20 protein-coding genes are annotated in these 18,743 nt (G+C 67.4%); 9 read left to right on the top strand and 11 right to left on the bottom strand.

Annotated features, from left to right (window positions below):
• The first annotated feature begins 91 nt into the window (after nucleotides 1–91).
• From helR to C2868_RS07055, 3 genes are all read left to right on the top strand, one after another.
• Complete coding sequence (helR, locus tag C2868_RS07065; protein WP_100810767.1) at nucleotides 92–2,266, top strand: RNA polymerase recycling motor ATPase HelR; 2,175 nt, start codon at nucleotides 92–94, stop codon at nucleotides 2,264–2,266.
• Nucleotides 2,267–2,341: 75 nt separating this feature from the next.
• Complete coding sequence (locus C2868_RS07060) at nucleotides 2,342–2,659, top strand: hypothetical protein (RefSeq protein ID WP_146048017.1); 318 nt, start codon at nucleotides 2,342–2,344, stop codon at nucleotides 2,657–2,659.
• Nucleotides 2,660–2,890: 231 nt separating this feature from the next.
• Nucleotides 2,891–3,268, top strand: a complete 378-nt coding sequence (locus C2868_RS07055) for a GntR family transcriptional regulator (RefSeq protein WP_100810769.1) — start codon at nucleotides 2,891–2,893, stop codon at nucleotides 3,266–3,268.
• Nucleotides 3,269–3,381: 113 nt separating this feature from the next.
• On the opposite strand, the gene C2868_RS07050 is transcribed toward C2868_RS07055, so the two are convergent.
• From C2868_RS07050 to C2868_RS07040, 3 genes are read right to left on the bottom strand one after another with little or no spacing between them, the layout of a single operon-like run.
• Nucleotides 3,382–3,660, bottom strand: coding sequence for a DUF6510 family protein (locus tag C2868_RS07050; RefSeq protein ID WP_100810770.1), 279 nt, complete (start codon nucleotides 3,658–3,660; stop codon nucleotides 3,382–3,384).
• Nucleotides 3,660–4,385, bottom strand: coding sequence for an FAD-binding oxidoreductase (locus C2868_RS07045; protein WP_181003376.1), 726 nt, complete (start codon nucleotides 4,383–4,385; stop codon nucleotides 3,660–3,662). The genes C2868_RS07050 and C2868_RS07045 overlap by 1 nt, the downstream gene beginning before the upstream one ends.
• Nucleotides 4,379–4,972, bottom strand: a complete 594-nt coding sequence (locus tag C2868_RS07040) for a molybdopterin-dependent oxidoreductase (protein ID WP_100810772.1) — start codon at nucleotides 4,970–4,972, stop codon at nucleotides 4,379–4,381. Before C2868_RS07040 ends, C2868_RS07045 begins: the two co-directional genes overlap by 7 nt.
• A 176-nt stretch (nucleotides 4,973–5,148) precedes the next feature.
• Between C2868_RS07040 and C2868_RS07035 the strand changes: the two genes are divergently transcribed.
• On the top strand, nucleotides 5,149–6,072 hold the full coding sequence (locus tag C2868_RS07035; RefSeq protein WP_100811324.1) for an AEC family transporter: 924 nt from the start codon (nucleotides 5,149–5,151) through the stop codon (nucleotides 6,070–6,072).
• 92 nt (nucleotides 6,073–6,164) lie between these two features.
• Nucleotides 6,165–6,719: an HdeD family acid-resistance protein gene (locus tag C2868_RS07030; protein WP_100810773.1), complete on the top strand. Its 555-nt coding sequence runs from the start codon at nucleotides 6,165–6,167 to the stop codon at nucleotides 6,717–6,719.
• A 66-nt stretch (nucleotides 6,720–6,785) separates the two neighbouring features.
• Here the strand turns inward: C2868_RS07030 and C2868_RS07025 are convergent, their stop codons facing one another.
• Nucleotides 6,786–7,544, bottom strand: a complete 759-nt coding sequence (locus C2868_RS07025; protein WP_100810774.1) for an SDR family oxidoreductase — start codon at nucleotides 7,542–7,544, stop codon at nucleotides 6,786–6,788.
• Nucleotides 7,545–7,676: 132 nt separating this feature from the next.
• Between C2868_RS07025 and C2868_RS07020 the strand changes: the two genes are divergently transcribed.
• The 4 genes from C2868_RS07020 to C2868_RS07005 all read left to right on the top strand — a co-directional run bounded on the left by C2868_RS07020 (nucleotide 7,677) and on the right by C2868_RS07005 (nucleotide 10,456).
• Nucleotides 7,677–8,168 carry an NfeD family protein gene (locus tag C2868_RS07020; protein ID WP_232711175.1) on the top strand — a complete coding sequence of 164 codons (492 nt, stop codon included), beginning with the start codon at nucleotides 7,677–7,679 and terminating at the stop codon, nucleotides 8,166–8,168.
• A complete protein-coding gene (locus tag C2868_RS07015) occupies nucleotides 8,165–9,121 on the top strand; it encodes an SPFH domain-containing protein (protein WP_100810776.1) in 957 nt (318 codons plus the stop codon). The genes C2868_RS07020 and C2868_RS07015 overlap by 4 nt, the downstream gene beginning before the upstream one ends.
• A gap of 25 nt (nucleotides 9,122–9,146) precedes the next feature.
• Nucleotides 9,147–9,923, top strand: coding sequence for a glycerophosphodiester phosphodiesterase family protein (locus C2868_RS07010; protein WP_100811325.1), 777 nt, complete (start codon nucleotides 9,147–9,149; stop codon nucleotides 9,921–9,923).
• Nucleotides 9,924–10,072: 149 nt separating this feature from the next.
• Nucleotides 10,073–10,456, top strand: coding sequence for an RNA polymerase-binding protein RbpA (locus C2868_RS07005; RefSeq protein ID WP_100810777.1), 384 nt, complete (start codon nucleotides 10,073–10,075; stop codon nucleotides 10,454–10,456).
• An 85-nt stretch (nucleotides 10,457–10,541) separates the two neighbouring features.
• On the opposite strand, the gene lnt is transcribed toward C2868_RS07005, so the two are convergent.
• From lnt to C2868_RS06970, 7 genes are all read right to left on the bottom strand, one after another.
• On the bottom strand, nucleotides 10,542–12,077 hold the full coding sequence (gene lnt, locus C2868_RS07000; protein WP_100810778.1) for an apolipoprotein N-acyltransferase: 1,536 nt from the start codon (nucleotides 12,075–12,077) through the stop codon (nucleotides 10,542–10,544).
• Nucleotides 12,078–12,100: 23 nt separating this feature from the next.
• Nucleotides 12,101–14,617: an RNA helicase gene (locus tag C2868_RS06995; protein WP_100810779.1), complete on the bottom strand. Its 2,517-nt coding sequence runs from the start codon at nucleotides 14,615–14,617 to the stop codon at nucleotides 12,101–12,103.
• On the bottom strand, nucleotides 14,614–15,390 hold the full coding sequence (gene tatC, locus C2868_RS06990; RefSeq protein WP_100811326.1) for a twin-arginine translocase subunit TatC: 777 nt from the start codon (nucleotides 15,388–15,390) through the stop codon (nucleotides 14,614–14,616). Before tatC ends, C2868_RS06995 begins: the two co-directional genes overlap by 4 nt.
• Nucleotides 15,391–15,456: 66 nt before the next feature.
• A complete protein-coding gene (gene tatA, locus C2868_RS06985) occupies nucleotides 15,457–15,723 on the bottom strand; it encodes a Sec-independent protein translocase subunit TatA (protein ID WP_100810780.1) in 267 nt (88 codons plus the stop codon).
• 84 nt (nucleotides 15,724–15,807) lie between these two features.
• Nucleotides 15,808–16,755, bottom strand: a complete 948-nt coding sequence (locus C2868_RS06980) for a YafY family protein (RefSeq protein ID WP_100810781.1) — start codon at nucleotides 16,753–16,755, stop codon at nucleotides 15,808–15,810.
• A complete protein-coding gene (locus tag C2868_RS06975; protein ID WP_232711176.1) occupies nucleotides 16,752–17,735 on the bottom strand; it encodes a YafY family protein in 984 nt (327 codons plus the stop codon). The genes C2868_RS06980 and C2868_RS06975 overlap by 4 nt, the downstream gene beginning before the upstream one ends.
• Before the next feature lie 46 nt (nucleotides 17,736–17,781).
• The gene (locus C2868_RS06970; protein ID WP_232711177.1) at nucleotides 17,782–18,741 is read right to left on the bottom strand and encodes an FKBP-type peptidyl-prolyl cis-trans isomerase; all 960 of its coding nucleotides are present in this window, start codon (nucleotides 18,739–18,741) and stop codon (nucleotides 17,782–17,784) included.
• Between the last annotated feature and the right edge of the window lie 2 nt (nucleotides 18,742–18,743).

Here is an 18,743-nt window from a genome sequence, read left to right as displayed (position 1 = left end):
ACCTCCGACACGCGACTTCCTTCCACTACCAGGATATGGCCCCGAGGGGGGCTTGCGGCAAGGCCCCCCTGGCGGCGGAGAATCATCGATCGTGACTCCGAACCCAAGTGTTTTCGCCCTTCCCTCCCATCTCTCAGCGAAAGCCGATGCGCGCCTGATCGGTGCCGACGCGGATCACTTTCGCGCGGTCGCTGCCACGATCGACTCCTCGTTGGTCGTGCTGCGGGAGCGGCTCGATACCGCTCGCGCTCAGATCGTCCGCCCGGGGTGGGAAGCCGTCGACCGCGACCTACGGGTACGCCGTCTGACGGCAGAGATGTCCGCGCTCGAGCGCCTGCGTCTCGACCTGTGCTTGGGCAGATTCCTGCGGACGGATGCCGTGAGCCCCGTGTATATCGGACGCTTCGGATTGGCCGACGGCGAGGGTCGTCGTCTGCTGATCGATTGGCGTGTTCCGGCGGCCGCCCCGTACTTCGCCGCGACCCGCGCGCAACCGATGGACGTCACGACGCGCCGCCGGTATCGGTGGAACGCCGCGCGCATCGTCGACTACTGGGACGAAGTGCTATCCGGCGACGCCGATGTCGCGAACGTCGCACTCGACGACGAGTCGGCCTTCATCGCCAGCCTCGGCTCCAGCCGGTCGGCACAGATGCGCGACGTTCTCGGCACGATTCAGGCCGATCAGGATGCGATCATCCGCGCAGACTCCCGGGGTGCGCTCGTCGTCGATGGGGGACCGGGAACGGGCAAGACCGTCGTCGCTCTTCACCGCACGGCGTACCTGCTGTACGCCGATCCCCTGGTCACCGAGAGGCGCGGCGGTGTTCTGTTGATCGGTCCGCACGGCCCGTACCTGTCATATGTGGCGGGTGTGCTGCCGAGCCTCGGCGAAGAAGGCGTGCAGATCTGCACGCTACGAGATCTCGTCGTCGAGGGTGCGACCGCGGGACCGGAACCTGATCACCGGACGGCGATGCTCAAGGAGTCGGGTCGCCTGCTCGACGCCGTCGAGGCGGCCGTGCGCTACTACGAGCATCCGCCGGTCGTGAACCTGATCGTCGAGACGCCGTGGTGCGACATCCCCGTGGGACCCGCGGATTGGGACGATGCGTTCGCCGCAGCGGACCCGACAACGCCGCACAACGATGCACGGGACGAGGTCTGGGACGCACTACTCGATGTGCTCGTCGACGTCGTCGAGGCGGAGGATGCGCCGCCCACCGCGTTGCGTCGGACTCTTGCACGAGACGAGGCGCTGATGCGTGCATTCTCGGATGCATGGCCCGTGCTCGATCCGGTGAATGTCGTGGCGGACCTCTGGTCGTCGCCGGCATACCTGCACCAGTGCGCGCCGTGGTTGACCGAGGACGAGGTCGCGCGCCTGCAGCGGCCAGACCCACACGCTTGGACGGCGCCCGACCTGCCCTTCTTGGACGCGGCGCGCCGACGGATCGGTGACCCAGAGGGTCCACGTCGGGCCCGCGAGCGCGACCGTCTACTCGCGGCGGAGCAAGAGCGGATGACACAGGTCGTCGACGATCTGATCGCCGCCGATGACGATGGCGAGGGGCTCGTAACGATGCTGCGCGGTGCCGATGCGCGTCAATCGCTCATCGACGATTCGCGCGTGCCCACAACGCGCCCGGATCGACTCGTGGGGCCCTTCGCGCATGTCGTCGTCGACGAGGCGCAGGAACTGACCGATTCCGAGTGGCGTATGTTGCTCAGCCGCTGCCCTTCGCGGAGCTTCACGATCGTGGGCGATCGCGCCCAAGCTCGTCGCGGATTCGCGGAGAGCTGGGCGAAGCGGCTCGAGCGCGTCGGATTCCGAGACATCCGAGTCGCACCTCTGACGGTCAACTACCGCACGCCCGAAGAGATCATGTCGGAGGCAGAACCGATCATCCGTGCGGTCCTGCCCGACGCGAATGTCCCGAAATCCATCCGATCGAGCAGTATCCCGGTTGTGCGCGGCGACGTATCCGAGCTGGGAGTAGTCCTCGATGATTGGCTGTCCGATCATGCGGAGGGGATCGCGTGCGTCATCGGTGCTGTCGCCCGGGAGTCCTCGTCCGACAGAGTGCGCTGGCTGACTCCCGAGTTGGCAAAGGGGCTCGAATTCGATCTTGTCGTGCTCGTCGATCCGCACGGATTCGGTGCCGGAGTCACGGGTGCGGTCGACCGCTACGTTGCGATGACCCGCGCAACCCAGCAGCTCGTGATCCTCACGAGCAGGTGCGTAGCGGATTCGACCGCGGGATGAAAGGGGGTGGGAGCCAACAGCCGCGGTTGATACACATGGAGCATGCACAGGATCCACTACGCAGGGGACTCGATCGTGACCGGCTCGGAGATCGCGCGCGCGTTGTTGGACTATGCGCAGGCGCTGTCACAGGTGAGTGCATCGGCCACCGTCGAAGTACCCACGCTCGAGGACGACGGCCGAAGGGGGAACGTAGAGCTTCTGATCGGTCCGGCCAGTCAACTCATCGCGCACGAGGTGCGCTCACAAGACGAGGACGTGGTCGACGACGAACTCGTCGAGCGGATGACCGCAGAAGCACGCCGACTCCGGCAGTTCGGCTGGGATACACCGACAGCGGGCGTGGTGCCCGTCGAGCCGAAATACGATTGGACAGACCTGGACGACTTGTGACCCGCCGCGAGCGATCGACGTAGCGTGTGAGTGTGAAACCGCCATACGAGTTGCCCTCGATGCGGGCGATCATTTCGATCGCCCTGGGCGCGACGGTCGCGGTACTGTCGGCTCCGTTCCTCATGCACCACGCGGCCCCATGACCAGGCCCAGTTATGTATTGACACAGTAATACATACGATGGCACAATGTGGGTGTGAATCAGGGGATGCCGGGGGAGGGGAAGCTCACATGATCGTCATAGATCCTCGATCACCCGTGCCGCCATTCGAGCAGCTGCGCACCCAACTCCTCGATGCGGTGACAGAGGGGGAACTCGCACCCGGGACCCGACTCCCGACGGTCCGGCGGCTCGCTGAGGATCTCGGCATTGCTGCGGGAACGGTCGCGCGCGCTTATCGAGAGCTCGAGGCATCCGGAGTCATTGAAACGCGTGGACGCAACGGCACGTTCGTCTCACCGCACGGCGATGCTGCACACCGCGAAGCACAGCGGGCGGCGACGGTGTTTGCCGACCAGATGCGCGCTCTGCGCCTCGACACGGAAGAGGCGCTCGCACTCGTTTCGGCGGCGCTCCGTAGCGGAACCACGACAGCCCCGTCGGGCTGACCCTCGCGCGTGCGCCTGAGCGTACGGGCGAGTGGATTCGACCTTAACTGACATAATGTGCATTATCGGGGATAACCCATTGCTACACTCCGTCGGTCACGGCCGGCAGCGGATCAGGAACCGCGCAGTTCACCCAGCGACGAGACGACGAGTCTGGGAGGCTCCTCGGCGAACATGATCGTCACCAGCGTGTGTGTGCACGAGTTGCACCGGACGATTGCCGCGGTCTCGTCGATTTCCACCCACGCTTGCGCGATGCGCGCCGCCGCGCCGCACGAGCCGCAAACCGCCACCATGTCGGTCGGCTCGCCACCGAAAAGTCGGCTGAGGGCGCCCGCCAGAACGTTTCCGTCGACGTGGTCCGCGTGCGCCGCACGCCTGTGTGGATCCATCATCCGCCTCCGAATCGTTCGGTCTTGATCCGCGCCGGATCGTGTCCGAGTTCGACGAGTCTGCGCGAGACGACTTCGACGAATGCCGTCGGCCCGCAGACATAGACCGTCGGCGCATCCGTGGCCGGAAAGACCGCGGCGGCGATCGTTTCGGCGTTCAGGCGTCCCACGACGCCCGGCCAGCCCTCGGGCGCGTGTTGTGTGAAGGCCCAGGTGAGCTCGATCCCCTGCTCCCCCAGCGCCATCAGATCATCGCGATATATCGCATCCTCCGGGGATTTCACCGAGTACAGCAGCCGGAACGGTTGCCCGGTTCCCGCCGAGGCCCGGGCGCGTGCGATGGCGCGCAGAGGGACGATGCCCGAACCTCCCGCAATGAGCTGCACGGGCGAAGCATCCTCGCCGCGCCAGACGAAGTAGCCGCCCAAGGGGCCGAGGATCTCGAGGTGGTCCCCCGGCTGCGCCTCGCGCACCAGATAGGGCGAGACTTCACCCTCGGGATGCTCGTCGATAGCGAGCTCGATACGCTCCCCCGTGCCGGAGGAACCGAGAGAGTACGAACGCACTGCCTGGTAGCCGTCCTCCGCGGTCAGGCGGACGTCGACGTGCTGCCCGGGCAGGTTTCCCGGCCATCCGGGCACCTCGACGCCCAGGACTCGGGCGTTCGGCGTAACGGCCGTGACATCTGCGACCTGTGCGACAGCCCAGGTCCGGGGCGTTACCAATAGCGTTCCTCGGTCCAGGGATCACCGTGGGTGTGATAGCCGTTCTGCTCCCAGAATCCCGGGTCGTCGTGGGCCTGGAGGGTGATGCCACGAACCCACTTCGCGCTCTTCCAGAAATACAGGTGAGGCACGAGAAGACGGGCCGGGCCGCCGTGCTCGGGGTCGAGCGGCTCGCCGCCGAACTCGAATGCGATCCAGGATTTGCCACCCAGCAGATCCTCGAGTGCGAGGTTCGTCGTGTAGCCACCGTACGAATGCACCATGACGTACTCGTCCACTGTGTCGACGCCCGCGAACAGCGTGTCGAGCGAAACACCGCGCCAGTTCGTACCGAGCTTCGACCACCGGGTAACGCAATGGATATCGGTGTCGACGTCTTCGATGGGGAGAGCGTGGATCTCGTCCCACGTCCAGGTCGACACGACGCCCTTTTCGGTCGCGATCGAGAAGGACCACTCCCCCGTGTCGATCTGCGGCGTGGGTCCAGCCGAGAGAACGGGAAAGTCATCCGTCAGGTACTGGCCGGGAGGCAACCGCGGATCACTCTCGCGTCGTCGCTCGCCGAACCCTCGCGAGAAGATCGCCACGTCAGCCTCCCGTCACGCCCGAATCGGGCTCTCGAACCACGCCCGATACGGGCTACTCCGTGCCACAGCGTATCCGAGCAGGTCGGTCCGAGGACGCATCGCTTTGTCGCAAATCGTTACGCTCGAGACGTGATCCCTCCCCGCGCACAGCGCCCCCCATGCTCGGGCCGTGCGCGATGAACGGGGTTCTCACGGGGTTCGCCGTCGTCGGACTCGCCATAGCGCTCGGCTACGTCCTCGGCCGACAGGGACTCCTCGGCGAGCACGCACGCTTCGTCCTCTCGCGCCTGACGTTCTTCGTCCTCTCCCCCTTCCTGCTCTTCGTCGTGCTGGCCGAAGCCGACATCCCGACGCTCTTCTCCGCGCTGCTCCCGGTCTCGGCCCTCACCGCGGTGTCGATGTTCGCGGTCTACGCGATGCTCGCCCGTCTGCTCTGGCGCCGCGGGCTCGGCGACACCGTGGTGGGCGCACTCGGTTCGGGCTACGTCAACGCGAACAACATCGGCATCCCCATCGCGCTGTATCTGCTGGGCAACGCCGCGTTCTCAGCCCCGGTGATCCTTGCGCAGCTGCTGGTCTTCATGCCGATCGCGCTCGTGCTGCTGGATGCCTCCACCAGCACCTCCGCACCGTCTGTCGGGCGCATCCTGAAGCAGACGGCACGCAACCCGATGCTGATCGGCGCTGCGCTCGGCGTGGTCGTCGCGCTGACCGGCATCCAACTCCCGCCCGTCGTCTGGGAACCGATCGCCCTCATCGCCGGTGCGTGCGTGCCCATCCTGCTCATCTCGTACGGTCTGTCGCTGCCCGGAGCGCGCGTGCTGACGGCGAAGGGCCGCCGTCGCGACATCCTGTTGGCGAGCGGGCTCAAACTGATCGCGATGCCGCTCGTCGCCTGGGCGCTCGGCCAGTTCGTGTTCGCGCTCCCCCGCGATCAGGTGCTTGCCGTCGTCGTCCTCGCGGCGCTCCCGACCGCGCAGAACGTCTTCAATTTCGCGCAACGGTACGACGTCGGCGAACGCATCGCGCGCGACACGATCTTCCTGACGACGATCGGATGCATCCCGGTGCTGATCGTCGTCGCGCTCCTGCTCTCGTAGTCGCACCAGACACGCCTCGCGGAGCACCTGCGCCGAGCGCGCGACAGCGCTAACCTGGTGTCTCACAGGTATTTCCCAGAAAGGACGCTGCCATGTCCACCGACATCCCCGTCGAAAAGGCTGCCGTCAACGGCATCCGCACTGCCCTCGGTCTGAGCGGCGCCATCGCGCTCATCGTGGGTGTCCTCATCCTCGTCTGGCCGGGCCGCACCGCGATCGTGGTCACGGCCATCATCGCCGTCTACGCCATCGTGGGCGGCCTCGTATATGCCGGTCTCGGCATCTTCTCCAAGTCCATGGGCGGATGGTCGCGGGTCGGTCACATCGTGCTCGGCCTCATCTACGTCGTCGCGGGCATCATCGCCTTCTTCAACCTCGGCATGACGGCCGCCTGGCTCGCGCTGTTCCTCGGAATCCTCGTCGGCATCATGTGGATCGTCGAGGGCGTCGTGGCGCTCACGACGCTCGGTGGCTCCTCGTCGAAGGGGTGGACGATCTTCTTCGCGATCCTCAGCATCGTCGCGGGCATCATCCTGCTGTTCTCGCCGCTCTGGGGTGCACTCGTGCTCTGGTGGCTGCTCGCCATCTCGCTCGTCGTGCTCGGCATCATCCAGATCATCCGCGCCTTCACCTTCAAGTCGCTCTAGGCGGCCGCTGGCACGAGAGAGCGCGCATCCCGAACAACCGGGATGCGCGCTTTTTCGTGCCGTGGATCAGATGAAATCGCTCGTATCGCCGACCAGACGCGTGTTGTCCGCCGGGATCGGGTCGATCGTCGCGCGCGCGATCTCTGCCGCGAACTCGCCCACGTTGTAGAGCTTGCCGGCCGACTCGCGGCGGGACGCGATCGCGCCCGGGTTCGCGCGCTCGAGCAGGGTCGCCGTGATCGTGCCCTCGATCATGTCTCCGGAGACGACGACGAACTCGATGCCTCGGTCGGTCAGATCCGGGATCAGCTCCCTCAGAGCATCCTCACCCGCGCGCTTCGACAACGCGACGGGCTCGTACTCGGCCATCGTCGGCGTGGTCCGGATGAAGTGCGCCTGGTGACTCGTGACGAAGACGACGCGCGAACCGGCGTCCAGCAGCGGCAGTGCGCGCTGCAGCGCCCCGACCTGCGCGTCGCGATTGAGCAGGAGGGCGTAGTCCTCGCCCATCCCGCTCTCCATTCCCCCCGAAGCGTTCAGGACCAGGATGTCGAGGCCACCGAACTCGCGCTCGATCTCGGCGTACATGGTGCCCACCGAGTCGGCGTCGGTCAGATCCGCACCGATCACGAGGGCTCGGACGCCGAGCTCACGCACCTGCGCGGCGAGCTTCTCGGCACGGGGAGCCTTGTTGCGGAAGTTGATGACGACATCGGCTCCCGCCTCGGCGAGGTAGCGGACTGTGTCGGCACCGATACCGCGGGATGAGCCCGTCACGAGCGCCCGCTTTCCTGCGAGAGAACCGGGTGCGAGGGGCTGTGACATGCGTACTCCTGGGATGGCGGGGTGAGACGTCTCGACCCTACCAAGCGGGCGTGGTTCGCCCGTCGTTCCGGCGCATTCCCCCCGCCTTCCGGGACCACCCGCGTGCTAGGTTCGATGAGGAGGAGGCCTACCGTGGAACTCATCCAGAACATCGATCAGTTCGCGTGGATCGGATGGATCGTCCTGATCCTGGTCTTCTTCACGATCGAGACGCTGACGCTCGAGATGACCTTCCTGATGCTCGGTCTCGGCGGTGCCGCCGGTCTCGTGTCGGACCTCGCGGGTGCACCGCTCTGGCTGCAGGTGATCATCGCCGCGGCCGTCGCCGCACTCCTGCTTCTCGTCCTGCGCCCACCGCTCCTGCGGCGCCTGCGCCGCGGTGAGGACCCGGTACTCAGCAACATCGACGCACTCCGCGGGATGCGCGGGGTCGTCGTCTCGACCGTCGGTCCGATGGGCGGGCAGGTGCGTCTGGCCAACGGCGACATCTGGACGGCCCGCGCCGATGCCGACATCGACATCACCCCCGGCATCAGCGTCACCGTCACCCAGATCGATGGAGCGACCGCCGTCGTTCAGCCCGCAGAGCCCACGAACGTCATCCAGGAGGACTCCCCCGCATGATCGAGGACATCATCCCCACGGCGATCGGCTGGACGCTCGCGCTCGCGGTCTTCATCTTCGTCGTCGTCATCATCGTTCGGTCGATCCGGATCATTCCGCAGGCATCCGCTGGCGTCGTCGAGCGCCTCGGGCGATACCACCGCACCCTGATGCCGGGGCTGAACCTGCTGGTTCCCTTCATCGACCGGGTGCGCCCGCTCATCGACCTGCGCGAACAGGTCGTGTCCTTCCCGCCACAACCGGTCATCACCGAAGACAACCTGGTCGTCTCGATCGACACGGTCATCTACTTCCAGGTGACGGACCCGCGCGCGGCGACGTACGAGATCAACAACTACCTCGGCGCCGTCGAGCAGCTGACGACCACCACGCTCCGCAACGTCGTGGGTGGCCTGAACCTGGAAGAAGCCCTGACGAGCCGCGATGAGATCAACGGCCAGCTGCGCATCGTGCTCGACGAGGCGACAGGCAAGTGGGGCATCCGAGTCGGACGTGTCGAGCTGAAGGCGATCGACCCGCCCGCGTCGATCCAGGATTCGATGGAGAAGCAGATGCGCGCCGAGCGTGACCGGCGGGCGCTCATCCTGACGGCCGAGGGAACGAAGCAGTCCGCGATCCTGACGGCAGAGGGTGCACGACAGGCCGAGATCCTCCGCGCCGAGGGCGACAAGGCGGCGGCAGTGCTGCGTGCAGAGGGTGAGGCCCAGGCGATCCAGACCGTCTTCCACGCGATCCACGTCGGCGACGCGGACGAGAAACTGCTGGCCTACCAGTACCTGCAGACGCTGCCGAAGATCAGTGAGGGAGCGTCGAACAAGCTCTGGATCATTCCGAGCGAGTTCACCGCGGCGCTGAGCGGCATCACCAACGCCTTCGGCGTGAGGGCACCCGGCGGCGCGGACAACCCGACCGCGGCCCCGCCCGCGCCCAGTCCCGTTCCTCCGCTCCCCTGAGAGTGATCCGGTGGGCGGCGTTCCCGTGAGCCATCCCTGGTTCTCGGATGCGGGCACGCCCCGCGTTCTCGCACATCGCGGCCATGTCACTGCACGTATGGCGGACGAGGGCATTGCAGAGAATTCGATTGCGGCGATCGCGCAGGCCCACGCTGCGGGGGTCCGATACGTCGAGTCCGACTGCCACCTCACCCGCGACGGCGTCGTGGTGCTCTTCCATGACGACGATCTGCGGCGCGTTACGGGCGATCCTCGTCCGATCGCGGACGTCGACGCTCGTGAACTCAGCCGGCTCATGGCCTCGCGGGGTGGCTTGGCGACGCTCGACGAGACCCTCGACGCTTTTCCGACGCTGCGCTTCAACCTCGATGTCAAGGCACCCGGAGCGGCCGTGCCGGTCGGCCACGCAGTCGCCGAGCATGGTGCACGCGTGCTGCTCACGAGCTTCTCGGATCAGCGCCGCCTCACGGCTCTCGCCGCTGCCAGCGGTGCCACGACGGGCGTGCGCCCTGCCACGTCCGCCGGGACCGGCACGATCGCCAGGCTGCTCGCGGCGGTCGCCCTCGGCTCGGCGCGGGCCGCCCGCCGCCTGTTCGCCGACATCGATGCCATCCAGATCCCGGAGCGTCAGGGCCGGTTTCGCGTGCTCACGCCGCGCCTCATCCGCGCGGCGCACGGGTCCGGGGTCGAGGTGCACGTGTGGACGGTGAACGATCCGGACGAGATGCGCCGCCTCGTGGCGCTCGGTGTGGACGGGATCGTCACGGACCGGACGGATGTGGCTCTCGACGCCCTGGCATGAACCGACCATTCTGACATCCGCAACACTGTGCGTTCACTGGGAATGCCGGGCCCGTACGGCCCGTTCGGATGAACCATCCAGGTCAGGGCGTTATACCGGAAGGAGGAGTCACGAAGGCTCCGTCATACACACGCCGAGGAGACCACACGATGGCAGATCGCAGCCTACGGGGCATGCGTCTCGGCGCCCAGAGCCTACAGAGCGAAGAGGGCGTCGTATTCATGGAACGCACGGAGTACACCTACGCGTGTACCGTGTGCGAACGACAGACCAAGCTGGTGTTCGCGGCCGATGCTGAGGCACCCGAGGCCTGGGAGTGCCGCACCTGCGGTGCCGAGGCCGCACTGGTCGTCGACAACGAGGCCGTGACGATCGATCACAGCGCCGACAAGATCCCGCGCACGCACTGGGACATGCTGCTCGAGCGCCGCTCGCGCGCCGAACTCGAGGAGCTCCTCGAAGAGCGTCTCGCGTACCTGCGCGCACGCCGCGGCGCCGGCCAGAACCCCGACAGCCTGCTGCTCGGGGCCTGAGCCCACACGACGAAGAGAGGGGTCGGATGCCGAGGCATCCGGCCCCTCTCGCATGTCCCGACAAGAAACCGGGCCCGTCGACCCCTCAGGCGATGCGCCGCCGGGGACGCACGACGATCCCCGCGGCAAGCAGAGCGAGCAGGCTGCCACCCGCGATGACGATCGGAACGGCCTCGCCGAGCACGACGGCCGGGGTGAGTCCTGTGCGGAGCGGCACCTCCGTGAGCATGTGCCCCGCCACGTCCACCGGCAGGCCGTCGATCTGGCTCCCGTCAGGTGCGATCACCTGACTCGTGCCGACTGTCGAGAGGTTGACCACCGCACGGCCCGTCTCGATCGCGCGCATGCGGGCGAACGCGAGCTGCTGAAGGTTCTCATCGGTTCCGCGGAAATCGGCGTTGTTCGTCTGGAACATGTATACCTGCGCGCCATCGCGCGCTCCCGTCCAGATCACCTCGTCGTAGATCACGTCGAAGCAGATGGCCAGACCCACCCCGACGCCGTCGACGTCGAACATCGGCGTCGCTGTGCCGGGCGTGTACTCGCGCTGGATCAGATCGATCAGGTCGGGCGCGAACAGGCGGTAGAACCAGCGATCCGGCACATACTCACCGAACGGTACGGGATGCCTCTTGTCATAGGTCGCGACAGCGCCCTCCCCCGCCTCCCAGAGCATCGAGGAGTTGAAGAAGAGTCCGTCCCGCTCGGATGCCGCGTTCATGATCAGGGGCGCGCCGGCACGTTCGGCGACGGCATCGAGCACGCGCGCGGTGTCCGCGTTGTTCCGGGGGTCTGAGTCGACGCCGCCTTCGGGCCACAGCAGCACGTCCAGCTGCTCCCCGTAGAGCGGCCGGGTCGCGGCGAGCTGAGCGTTGAGCACGGCACCGGCCGGGGCACGGTCGAAATACCCCGAGGGACCGTTGCCCTGCACGGAGCCGACACGCATGGTCCCGGCATCCGACGTCGGGAATTGGGGAGCGATCGCGAGGACCACAAGGATCGATGCAGCAGGCAGGGCCGTGCGCAGGTCGGTGAATCGTGCGGCACGCACGTACTCGATGACGGCCGCGCAGAATGCCACGACGAAGAAGCTGAGGCCGGTGACCCCCACCCACGACGCCAGCTCGGCGAAGGGCCCGTTCGTCTGGGTGATCCCCACACGCCCCCAAGGGTAACCGCCGTAGGGCCACGAGCCGACGACCAGCTCGCGTACGCACCACAGGCCCGCCACGATGAGCGGCAGAACGATGAGCCGCGCCCAGAGCGAGGGCACGGCCCGCGGCACCCAGCGGTACGCGAAAGCGATCGTCACCGTGAGCGCGGCCGTGATCACGGCCTCGAAGAGCGACAGAGCGAGCCAGGGAACCGGCCCGAGGTAGCGCGCGGTGAAGACCTGGTTGGTGAGGAAGAACGGCGCCGCGAAAGCGAACCCGACCAGGACCGAACTCCAGGCGCGACGCCCGATGATCGACACGAGTGCGAGAACGACCGCGACGAAGGCGAGGGGCCACCAGGCGACATCCGGGAAGGCCAGATCGAGACAGAACCCGGCGGCGATCGAGGCGGGCACGGCGGCCCAGAGGGGCAGCACAGGGCGCACCTCGACGCGTTTCAGGGGCATCCGACAACCCTACGCGGACGCGATCAGACCGCGCTGTACGCGACGATGCCGCGACGGACCCCGTCGAGCGCGGCACGGGCGGTGCGTCCGAGGTCCCCTTCGGCGACGAGTGACAGCTGATCGAGCAGATCGATCGTCTGCTTGCACCACCGCACGAAGTCTCCCGCGGCCATGTCGGCGTCTTCGAGCACACGGTCGAGCGGCATCCCCCGCGCCCAGGCCCGCATCGCTCGCGCGAGACCCGTCGCGAGCGGTTCCGAACCCGGCAGCCGGTGTTCCCGCTCGAGGTCGTCCAGATCCGACCAGAGCTCCTCGGTCGCGCTCAGAGCGACGCGGAACTCACCGCCCGGCAACCCGTGCTCGCCCGGCCCCGCGGAGTCGCGGCGCGGTTCGTACACCAGGCAGCTCGCCAGAGCGGCCAGCGCCGGCGCATCCAACCGATCCCACAACCCGCGCCGCAACGACTCGGCGACCAGCAGGTCGCGCTCACCGTAGATGCGGCGCATCGTGCGCCCGGCATCCGTCAGTGCCGTGCCGCCGTCCTCACCGACACGCAGGTAGTCGAGCGCGGCGAGCACGTCCGTGACTCGGTCGAACTGGCGCGCGACCGTGCCGGTACGGGTGTCGATCTCACGCCGGGTCTTGTCGACCTGACGCTTGAGCTTCCAGTACCGCTCGGCCCACCGCGCGTGCGCCTCGCGATCGGGACAGGTGTGGGACGGATGCCGCTGCATCCGCGTGCGCAGGTCACGGATCTGCGCCTGTCGGCGTTCGCGCGCGGCCTTGGACCCGAGGAACTCGCCACGGTTCTGCTTCTCGAGATCGCTCAGCTCGCGCCGGATCCGCGAATACTCGGAGAAGTCGCCGCGATCACACGTCATCGCCTTCTCGTAGCCGGCGAGCGATTCTTCCTGCTCACGCACCTGGCGAGCGAGGCCCACGACGGCACGGTCGGCCTGGAACTGGGCGAACGAGGATTCGAGCAACTCCCGAGCGCGTGCCCGGCCGTACCGATCGATCAGGTTCACGGCCATGTTGTAGGTGGGGCGGAAGCTCGAGTGCAGCGGGTACGTGCGCCGCGATGCCAGAGCGGCTACGGCCTGCGGATCGAGCCCCTCGGTCCACTGGATGACCGCGTGGCCTTCCACATCGATTCCGCGCCGGCCCGCGCGCCCCGTCAGCTGCGTGTACTCCCCCGACGTGATCGCCACGCGCGCCTCGCCGTTGAATTTCTCCAGCTTCTCGAGCACGACGGTTCGCGCCGGCATGTTGATGCCGAGCGCGAGGGTCTCGGTCGCGAAGACCGCGCGCACGAGCTTGCGCTGGAAGAGCTCTTCGACGACCTCCTTGAAGGCGGGCAGGATGCCGGCATGGTGGGCCGCGACGCCGCGCTCGAGGTTCTCGCGCCACTCCCAGAAGCCGAGCACGGCGAGGTCCTCGTCGGGGAGCGAACGCGTGCGGTCTTCGACCACGGCACGGATCTCGGCGCGCTCTTCGGGTGTCGTGAGCCGCAGATTCGCACGCCGCACCTGTGCAACGGCCTGCTCGCATCCGGCACGGCTGAAGATGAAGAAGATCGCGGGCAACAGGTTGTTCCGGCGGAGCAGTTCGACGACGTCGGGACGGTCCATCCGTTCGATGCGCTGCACGTTGCTCGGGCGGACCGGGCGCTGACCGCCGGACCGTTGGCCAGCCTTGTGCGGGCGGCCACGCGTCGGTTCGTAGCAACCGGCCTGGCGACCGCTGTTCATGCTCTGAGCGCGGCGATTGTTCTCGAAGTTCGGTCCCTTGACCGACCTGATGCGCATGAGTTCCTGGTTGACCTGCGCGGTCGCGATACCGGCCCGGTCGTCGAAGAGGGGGAGGAGATCGCTGCGCACTAGCACGTGCTGCTCGAGCGGCACGGGCCGCGTCTCGGAGACGATGACCTCGGTGTCGCCGCGCACGGTGTCGAGCCAGTCGCCGAACTCTTCGGCGTTCGAGACGGTGGCGGACAGCGACACGAGTCTCACCGAGCGGTGCAGGTGGATGATGACCTCCTCCCACACGGCGCCTCGAAAACGGTCGGCGAGGTAGTGGACCTCATCCATCACCACGAACGAGAGATCGCGCAGCGCGGGCGAGTCCGCGTAGAGCATGTTGCGCAGCACTTCGGTCGTCATGACGACGACGCGGGCGTTGCCGTTGATGTTGGTGTCACCCGTGAGCAACCCGACCTGGTCGGCACCGTAGACCTGCTGGAGCTCGCGGAACTTCTGATTCGACAGCGCCTTCATCGGCGTCGTGTAGAAGGCTTTGCCGCGCACCGACAGCATCGCCAGATGGATGGCGAACTCGCCGACGATCGTCTTGCCCGCGCCGGTGGGCGCCGCAACCAGAACGCTCCGGCCCTCCTCGAGCGCCTGGCATCCGGCAATCTGGAAGGGATCGAGGTCGAACGGCTGCGCCTCGGCGAAGGCGGACGTCACCGGGTGGCGTTGTGCTTCGCGTGCGGCAGCGAATCGCTCGGCGGGACGGGGAACCTCGGCCGAGGGACTCACCCGTCGATCCCGGGAGTGGGGAGCAGGGGTGGCTCACGCCGCCGACGACGACGGTCGAAGAGCACCGAGAACGCCGCCGCGGCCAGATACAGCACGATCATGATGCCCATCAGCAGCAGCATCGAGGTCACGTCCGCCGCCGGGGTCGCGAGCGCCGCGAAGACGGCCGCGATGAGCACCGCGACACGCCATCCCTTCAGGATTGCCATGCCGCTCATGACCCCCGCGACGTTCAGCGCGACGAGGAAGACGGGCAGCACGAATGCGACTCCCAGGACGATGAAGAACTTGAACACGAAGTCGTAGTAGGTGTCGTAGGTGAACAGCAGCGCTGCACCGTTCGGGACGAAGGAGGTCATCAGGTCGATCACGTGCGGGATGATCAGGAACCCGACGGCGCAGCCGGCGAAGAACAAAGGCACGGCCGCCGCGGCGAACGACCAGGTGTAGCGGATCTCTTTGCGTGTGAGCCCCGGCATGATGAATGCCCAGATCTGCCAGAGCCAAACCGGTGCGGAGATGAGGAGACCGAGAGCGAAGGCGATGCGGATCCGCAGATCGAATCCACTCGTGACCGTCGTGAAATTCAGTGCCGTGAGCGACTGGCCGTCCATCGTCTGACCGCGGCGCTCCGCTGCGGCCAGGATCGGCTCATTCAACAGCGAGATGACGCCGTCCGTGATGAAGAACGCGATGACCATCGCGACGACGACGCCAAGCGCGGCGATCATCAGACGCCGACGTAGCTCGACGAGATGCCCGGCGAGGGACATCCGCTTCTCGCGGCGTGGTTCGTCCTCCGAGACGGTCACGCCCGCGTCGGTCGTGGCCACGCGTTGCTACGGCTTGGGTTCGGGGCTTCCGCCCGATGCGGGCGGCGGCGGGGTGAGGCCCGTGGCCGCCGGCGGATAAGGAGCCGCGCTCTGATCCGCCTTGGCGGAATCCGAGGCCGCATCTTCTTCCTTCATGGCCTTCATCTCACCGCGGAACACGCGGGCCGACTGGCCCATGCTGCGCGCCAGAGCGGGGAGTTTGGCGGCGCCGAAGAGAAGCAGGATCACTGCAAGAAGGATGAGGAAGTGCCACCCCTGAAGGTTGCCTAGCATGTGCTCTCTCCGTCGTATCGCCAGAACGTGCGCAGATTTCAGTCTACCCCCGGCACGCTGGGGCAGCCCTGAAGGCGCGGCGTCCTACGTGTATTGCGCGAGACCCGCGCGTGCCCACTCCACCGCGGCGATGCGCGCCTCGTCCGGGGCGACGATCTCGACTTCGCCCCCGCGACGGGCAGCCAGGCGCTTGAGCTGCGTCGGGTCCGCGACGCGGAGCACCGCACGCGATCGGGCTCCCTCGGACGTCACGACCGCATGATCCAGGAACTGCCCGAGCAGGGGCGCCACGTGCGACGTGAAGCGGATGGTCGCCTCGAGCGGTCCGTCCGCGCCGCTGAAGATGCTGGCCTCGGGATCATCGTGGACACCGGCCGGGACATCGGTGACCACGACATCGCTGATCCGATCGAGATGGAACGTCCGCATGTCGCGGCGCATGTGGCACCAGCCGCGCAGGTACCACTGGTCGTCCTTGACCAAGATCTTGACGGGGTCGACGGTGCGCGTGGTGGGCGAGGCATCCGGCTTCTGATGCGTGAACGACACGGCCATGCCGCGGTCGAGCGCGTCCATCACCGCGGAACGCACCTCGTCACCCGGGTTCGCGGTGACGGTCAACTCGGCCGGTGCGGCGCTCGCACCGCGCGACAGCTTCGCGATGAGCCCCGGCACGACACCCTGAGCGGCGACGCCGGGAGCGGCGCCCGCGAGCTGCAGCCCGGCGAGCAACGCCGCGGCCTCGCGAGCCGTCAGCCGCGGGGCGCGCTCGAAGGCGACGGTGTTGAGCAGTTGCAGCTCGTCGTGCTCGTCGAGCAGGTCCCAGTCGATGTCGAAGAGGTCGTTGTGCATGCCGTCGGGCAGGCCGATGACGACGAGCCCCTCGGCCAACCGTCGCAGCACGTCGGGTGCCACGTCGAGCTCGCGTGCGGCCTCGGCGACCGAAACGGGCCCGCGTTCGACCAGGTACGGCACGAGGTTCATGACGATCGCGACACGGTCGATCGCGAGCAGCGGCTTCTCAGGCGTCATGCGCTCACCCCATGCGCCTCGAGCGTTCGCCGCAGCCGAGCGATGACCTCGGCCCGCAGGGCGGGCGGACCCTCGACCAGGACCTCGGGACCATACGAGGCGAGTTCGTCGGCCAGAACGTGGATATCGACGAACCGCACGCGCAGCACTCCCCCGTCACGTGTTCCCCGCCGCCGCAACCGCACGGCGGCCTCGGTCGCATCCTGAACGCGGAGCTCAGCGACGTTCTGCGCGGAGACGTCCTCGAGACCGAGACGGGCTCGCTCCCCCGCGCCCACACGCACCGCCGGGTCGAAAACGTCCTTCGTCACGATCACGTCTCCGACGATCCGCGACAGCAGAAAGGTCCGTGTCTGGCCCAGGTCGCGATCGATTCCGTGCACGTGCCAGCGACCCTCGAACTCGATCAGTGCGTGCGGTTCGACCGTGCGCAGGCGGGGCACGTCGTCTCCCGGCTTGACGTACGTGAAGCGCACGACCCGCGCCTGATCGTTCGCCTGGCGCAGCGGCGCAAAGGCGGGATCCCGGGCGGAAACGCGCGGGGCGAACCCGATGATCGGTTCGTCGACCTCGATCCCCAGAGCCCGGATCTTGCGCAGTGCGGCGCTCGCATCCGCCGACATCGAGCTCTCGCCCCATACCGCGGCCGCGACGTTCAGGACGGCGACCTCGGCGGGCGTGAAAGTGATGTCCTCCGGAAGCAGGTATTCGGCCTTCGGGATCAGATAGCGCGCCTCCCGCAGATCATCGGGATCCGCGTAATCGCCGACGGTGTGGATTGGTACGCCCAGGTCTCGGAGAGCGTCCTTGTCGCGCTCGAACATCTTCTCGAGGGCGTCCGAGCTGCGACCCTCGGCGCGTGCCTCGCGGTAGCCCGAGACGGACGACAGGATCTGCTCCTTCGTCAAACCGTACCGATGCGCCATGAGCGCGACGGTCAGGCTGAGCAGTCGCTCCTCGGGCGCAATCTTCTCCGGCACGGACCCATCCTAGGCGCGGACACGGATCCCCAGACGGGGCGCGAAATCACTCCGGCAGTTCGTCGAGCCCGAGAATGTCGACCACGAATACGAGCGTGGAGTTCGCGGGGATCGCGCCGTTCGCCGTGTCGCCATAGCCGAGTTCGGGCGGAACGACGATGAGGATCTGTGACCCGACCGTCTGGCCGCGCAGGCCATCGCCGAAGCCCGTGACCACGTTGTCGAGCGAGAACGACACGGGAGCCTTGCCCCACGACGAGTCGAACTCGGACTTGTCGTCCCACAGCACGCCCGTATACGCAACACGGACCGGAACGTCGCCGGTGACCTCGGCGCCGCCGCCCTTCTTGAGCGCCGCGACCTTGAGTTCGGTGGGGGGCGCACTGTCGGGGACGATGATGCCGGGTCGACCGTCGGGCGCCCGCACGACACTCGGCAGGCCGTTGTCCGTCACGAACTGGTCGGCGCCGTCGGCCTTCGCGAGGTAGACCTTCTGCAGATCGACCGAGAGGATCGCCGTCGCGTCCTTCGTGAGGCCCAGGCCATCGGCGGCCTCGGCGGGGAGGGAGCCGCTCGGCAGCAGCGTCAGCACGCGACTGCCTTCGCGCGCGCACTCGAGAGACTCCTCGAGCCCCGGGAAGGTCTTCGTCCACTCGGACAGCAGTCGTGCCTGCTTGACGTCGCCGTCGAACAGGGTCCCGCCCAGGCGCTCCCCCGTCGTTCCGTCGAACAGCACGATGTCGGCGAGCACGAGTTGGTCGGACGCCGTGAGGGCGAGGCCCTCGCCCTCGATGGCGTCGGTCCAGACCGTCTCGTCGGCGTGCACGGGCGTGTACGCATCGAGTTCGGGCTCGGAACCGAACGCCCCCGTCACGCTGGCGGGCAGTTCGGTCTCGGGTGAGACCGGCCGCACGCAGGAGGCATCCGCGGATCCCGACGAGGAGCATCCGACGAGTCCGACGCCGACGAGGCCGACCGCGATCGCGGCAACGAGGAATTTACGCACGG

This window comes from Microbacterium sp. CJ77, assembly GCF_002911615.1.
Classification (GTDB): domain Bacteria; phylum Actinomycetota; class Actinomycetes; order Actinomycetales; family Microbacteriaceae; genus Microbacterium.
This window is presented reverse-complemented; position numbering and strand designations above follow the sequence as displayed.

Coding starts and splice junctions, on each gene's coding strand:
- C2868_RS07055 (WP_100810769.1), top strand. CDS start 2,891: ATGATCGTCATAGATCCTCGATCACCCGTGCCGCCATTCGAGCAGCTG.
- C2868_RS07050 (WP_100810770.1), bottom strand. CDS start 3,660: ATGGATCCACACAGGCGTGCGGCGCACGCGGACCACGTCGACGGAAAC.
- C2868_RS07035 (WP_100811324.1), top strand. CDS start 5,149: ATGAACGGGGTTCTCACGGGGTTCGCCGTCGTCGGACTCGCCATAGCG.
- C2868_RS07030 (WP_100810773.1), top strand. CDS start 6,165: ATGTCCACCGACATCCCCGTCGAAAAGGCTGCCGTCAACGGCATCCGC.
- C2868_RS07025 (WP_100810774.1), bottom strand. CDS start 7,544: ATGTCACAGCCCCTCGCACCCGGTTCTCTCGCAGGAAAGCGGGCGCTC.
- C2868_RS07015 (WP_100810776.1), top strand. CDS start 8,165: ATGATCGAGGACATCATCCCCACGGCGATCGGCTGGACGCTCGCGCTC.
- C2868_RS07005 (WP_100810777.1), top strand. CDS start 10,073: ATGGCAGATCGCAGCCTACGGGGCATGCGTCTCGGCGCCCAGAGCCTA.
- lnt (WP_100810778.1), bottom strand. CDS start 12,077: ATGCCCCTGAAACGCGTCGAGGTGCGCCCTGTGCTGCCCCTCTGGGCC.
- tatC (WP_100811326.1), bottom strand. CDS start 15,390: ATGTCCCTCGCCGGGCATCTCGTCGAGCTACGTCGGCGTCTGATGATC.
- tatA (WP_100810780.1), bottom strand. CDS start 15,723: ATGCTAGGCAACCTTCAGGGGTGGCACTTCCTCATCCTTCTTGCAGTG.
- C2868_RS06980 (WP_100810781.1), bottom strand. CDS start 16,755: ATGACGCCTGAGAAGCCGCTGCTCGCGATCGACCGTGTCGCGATCGTC.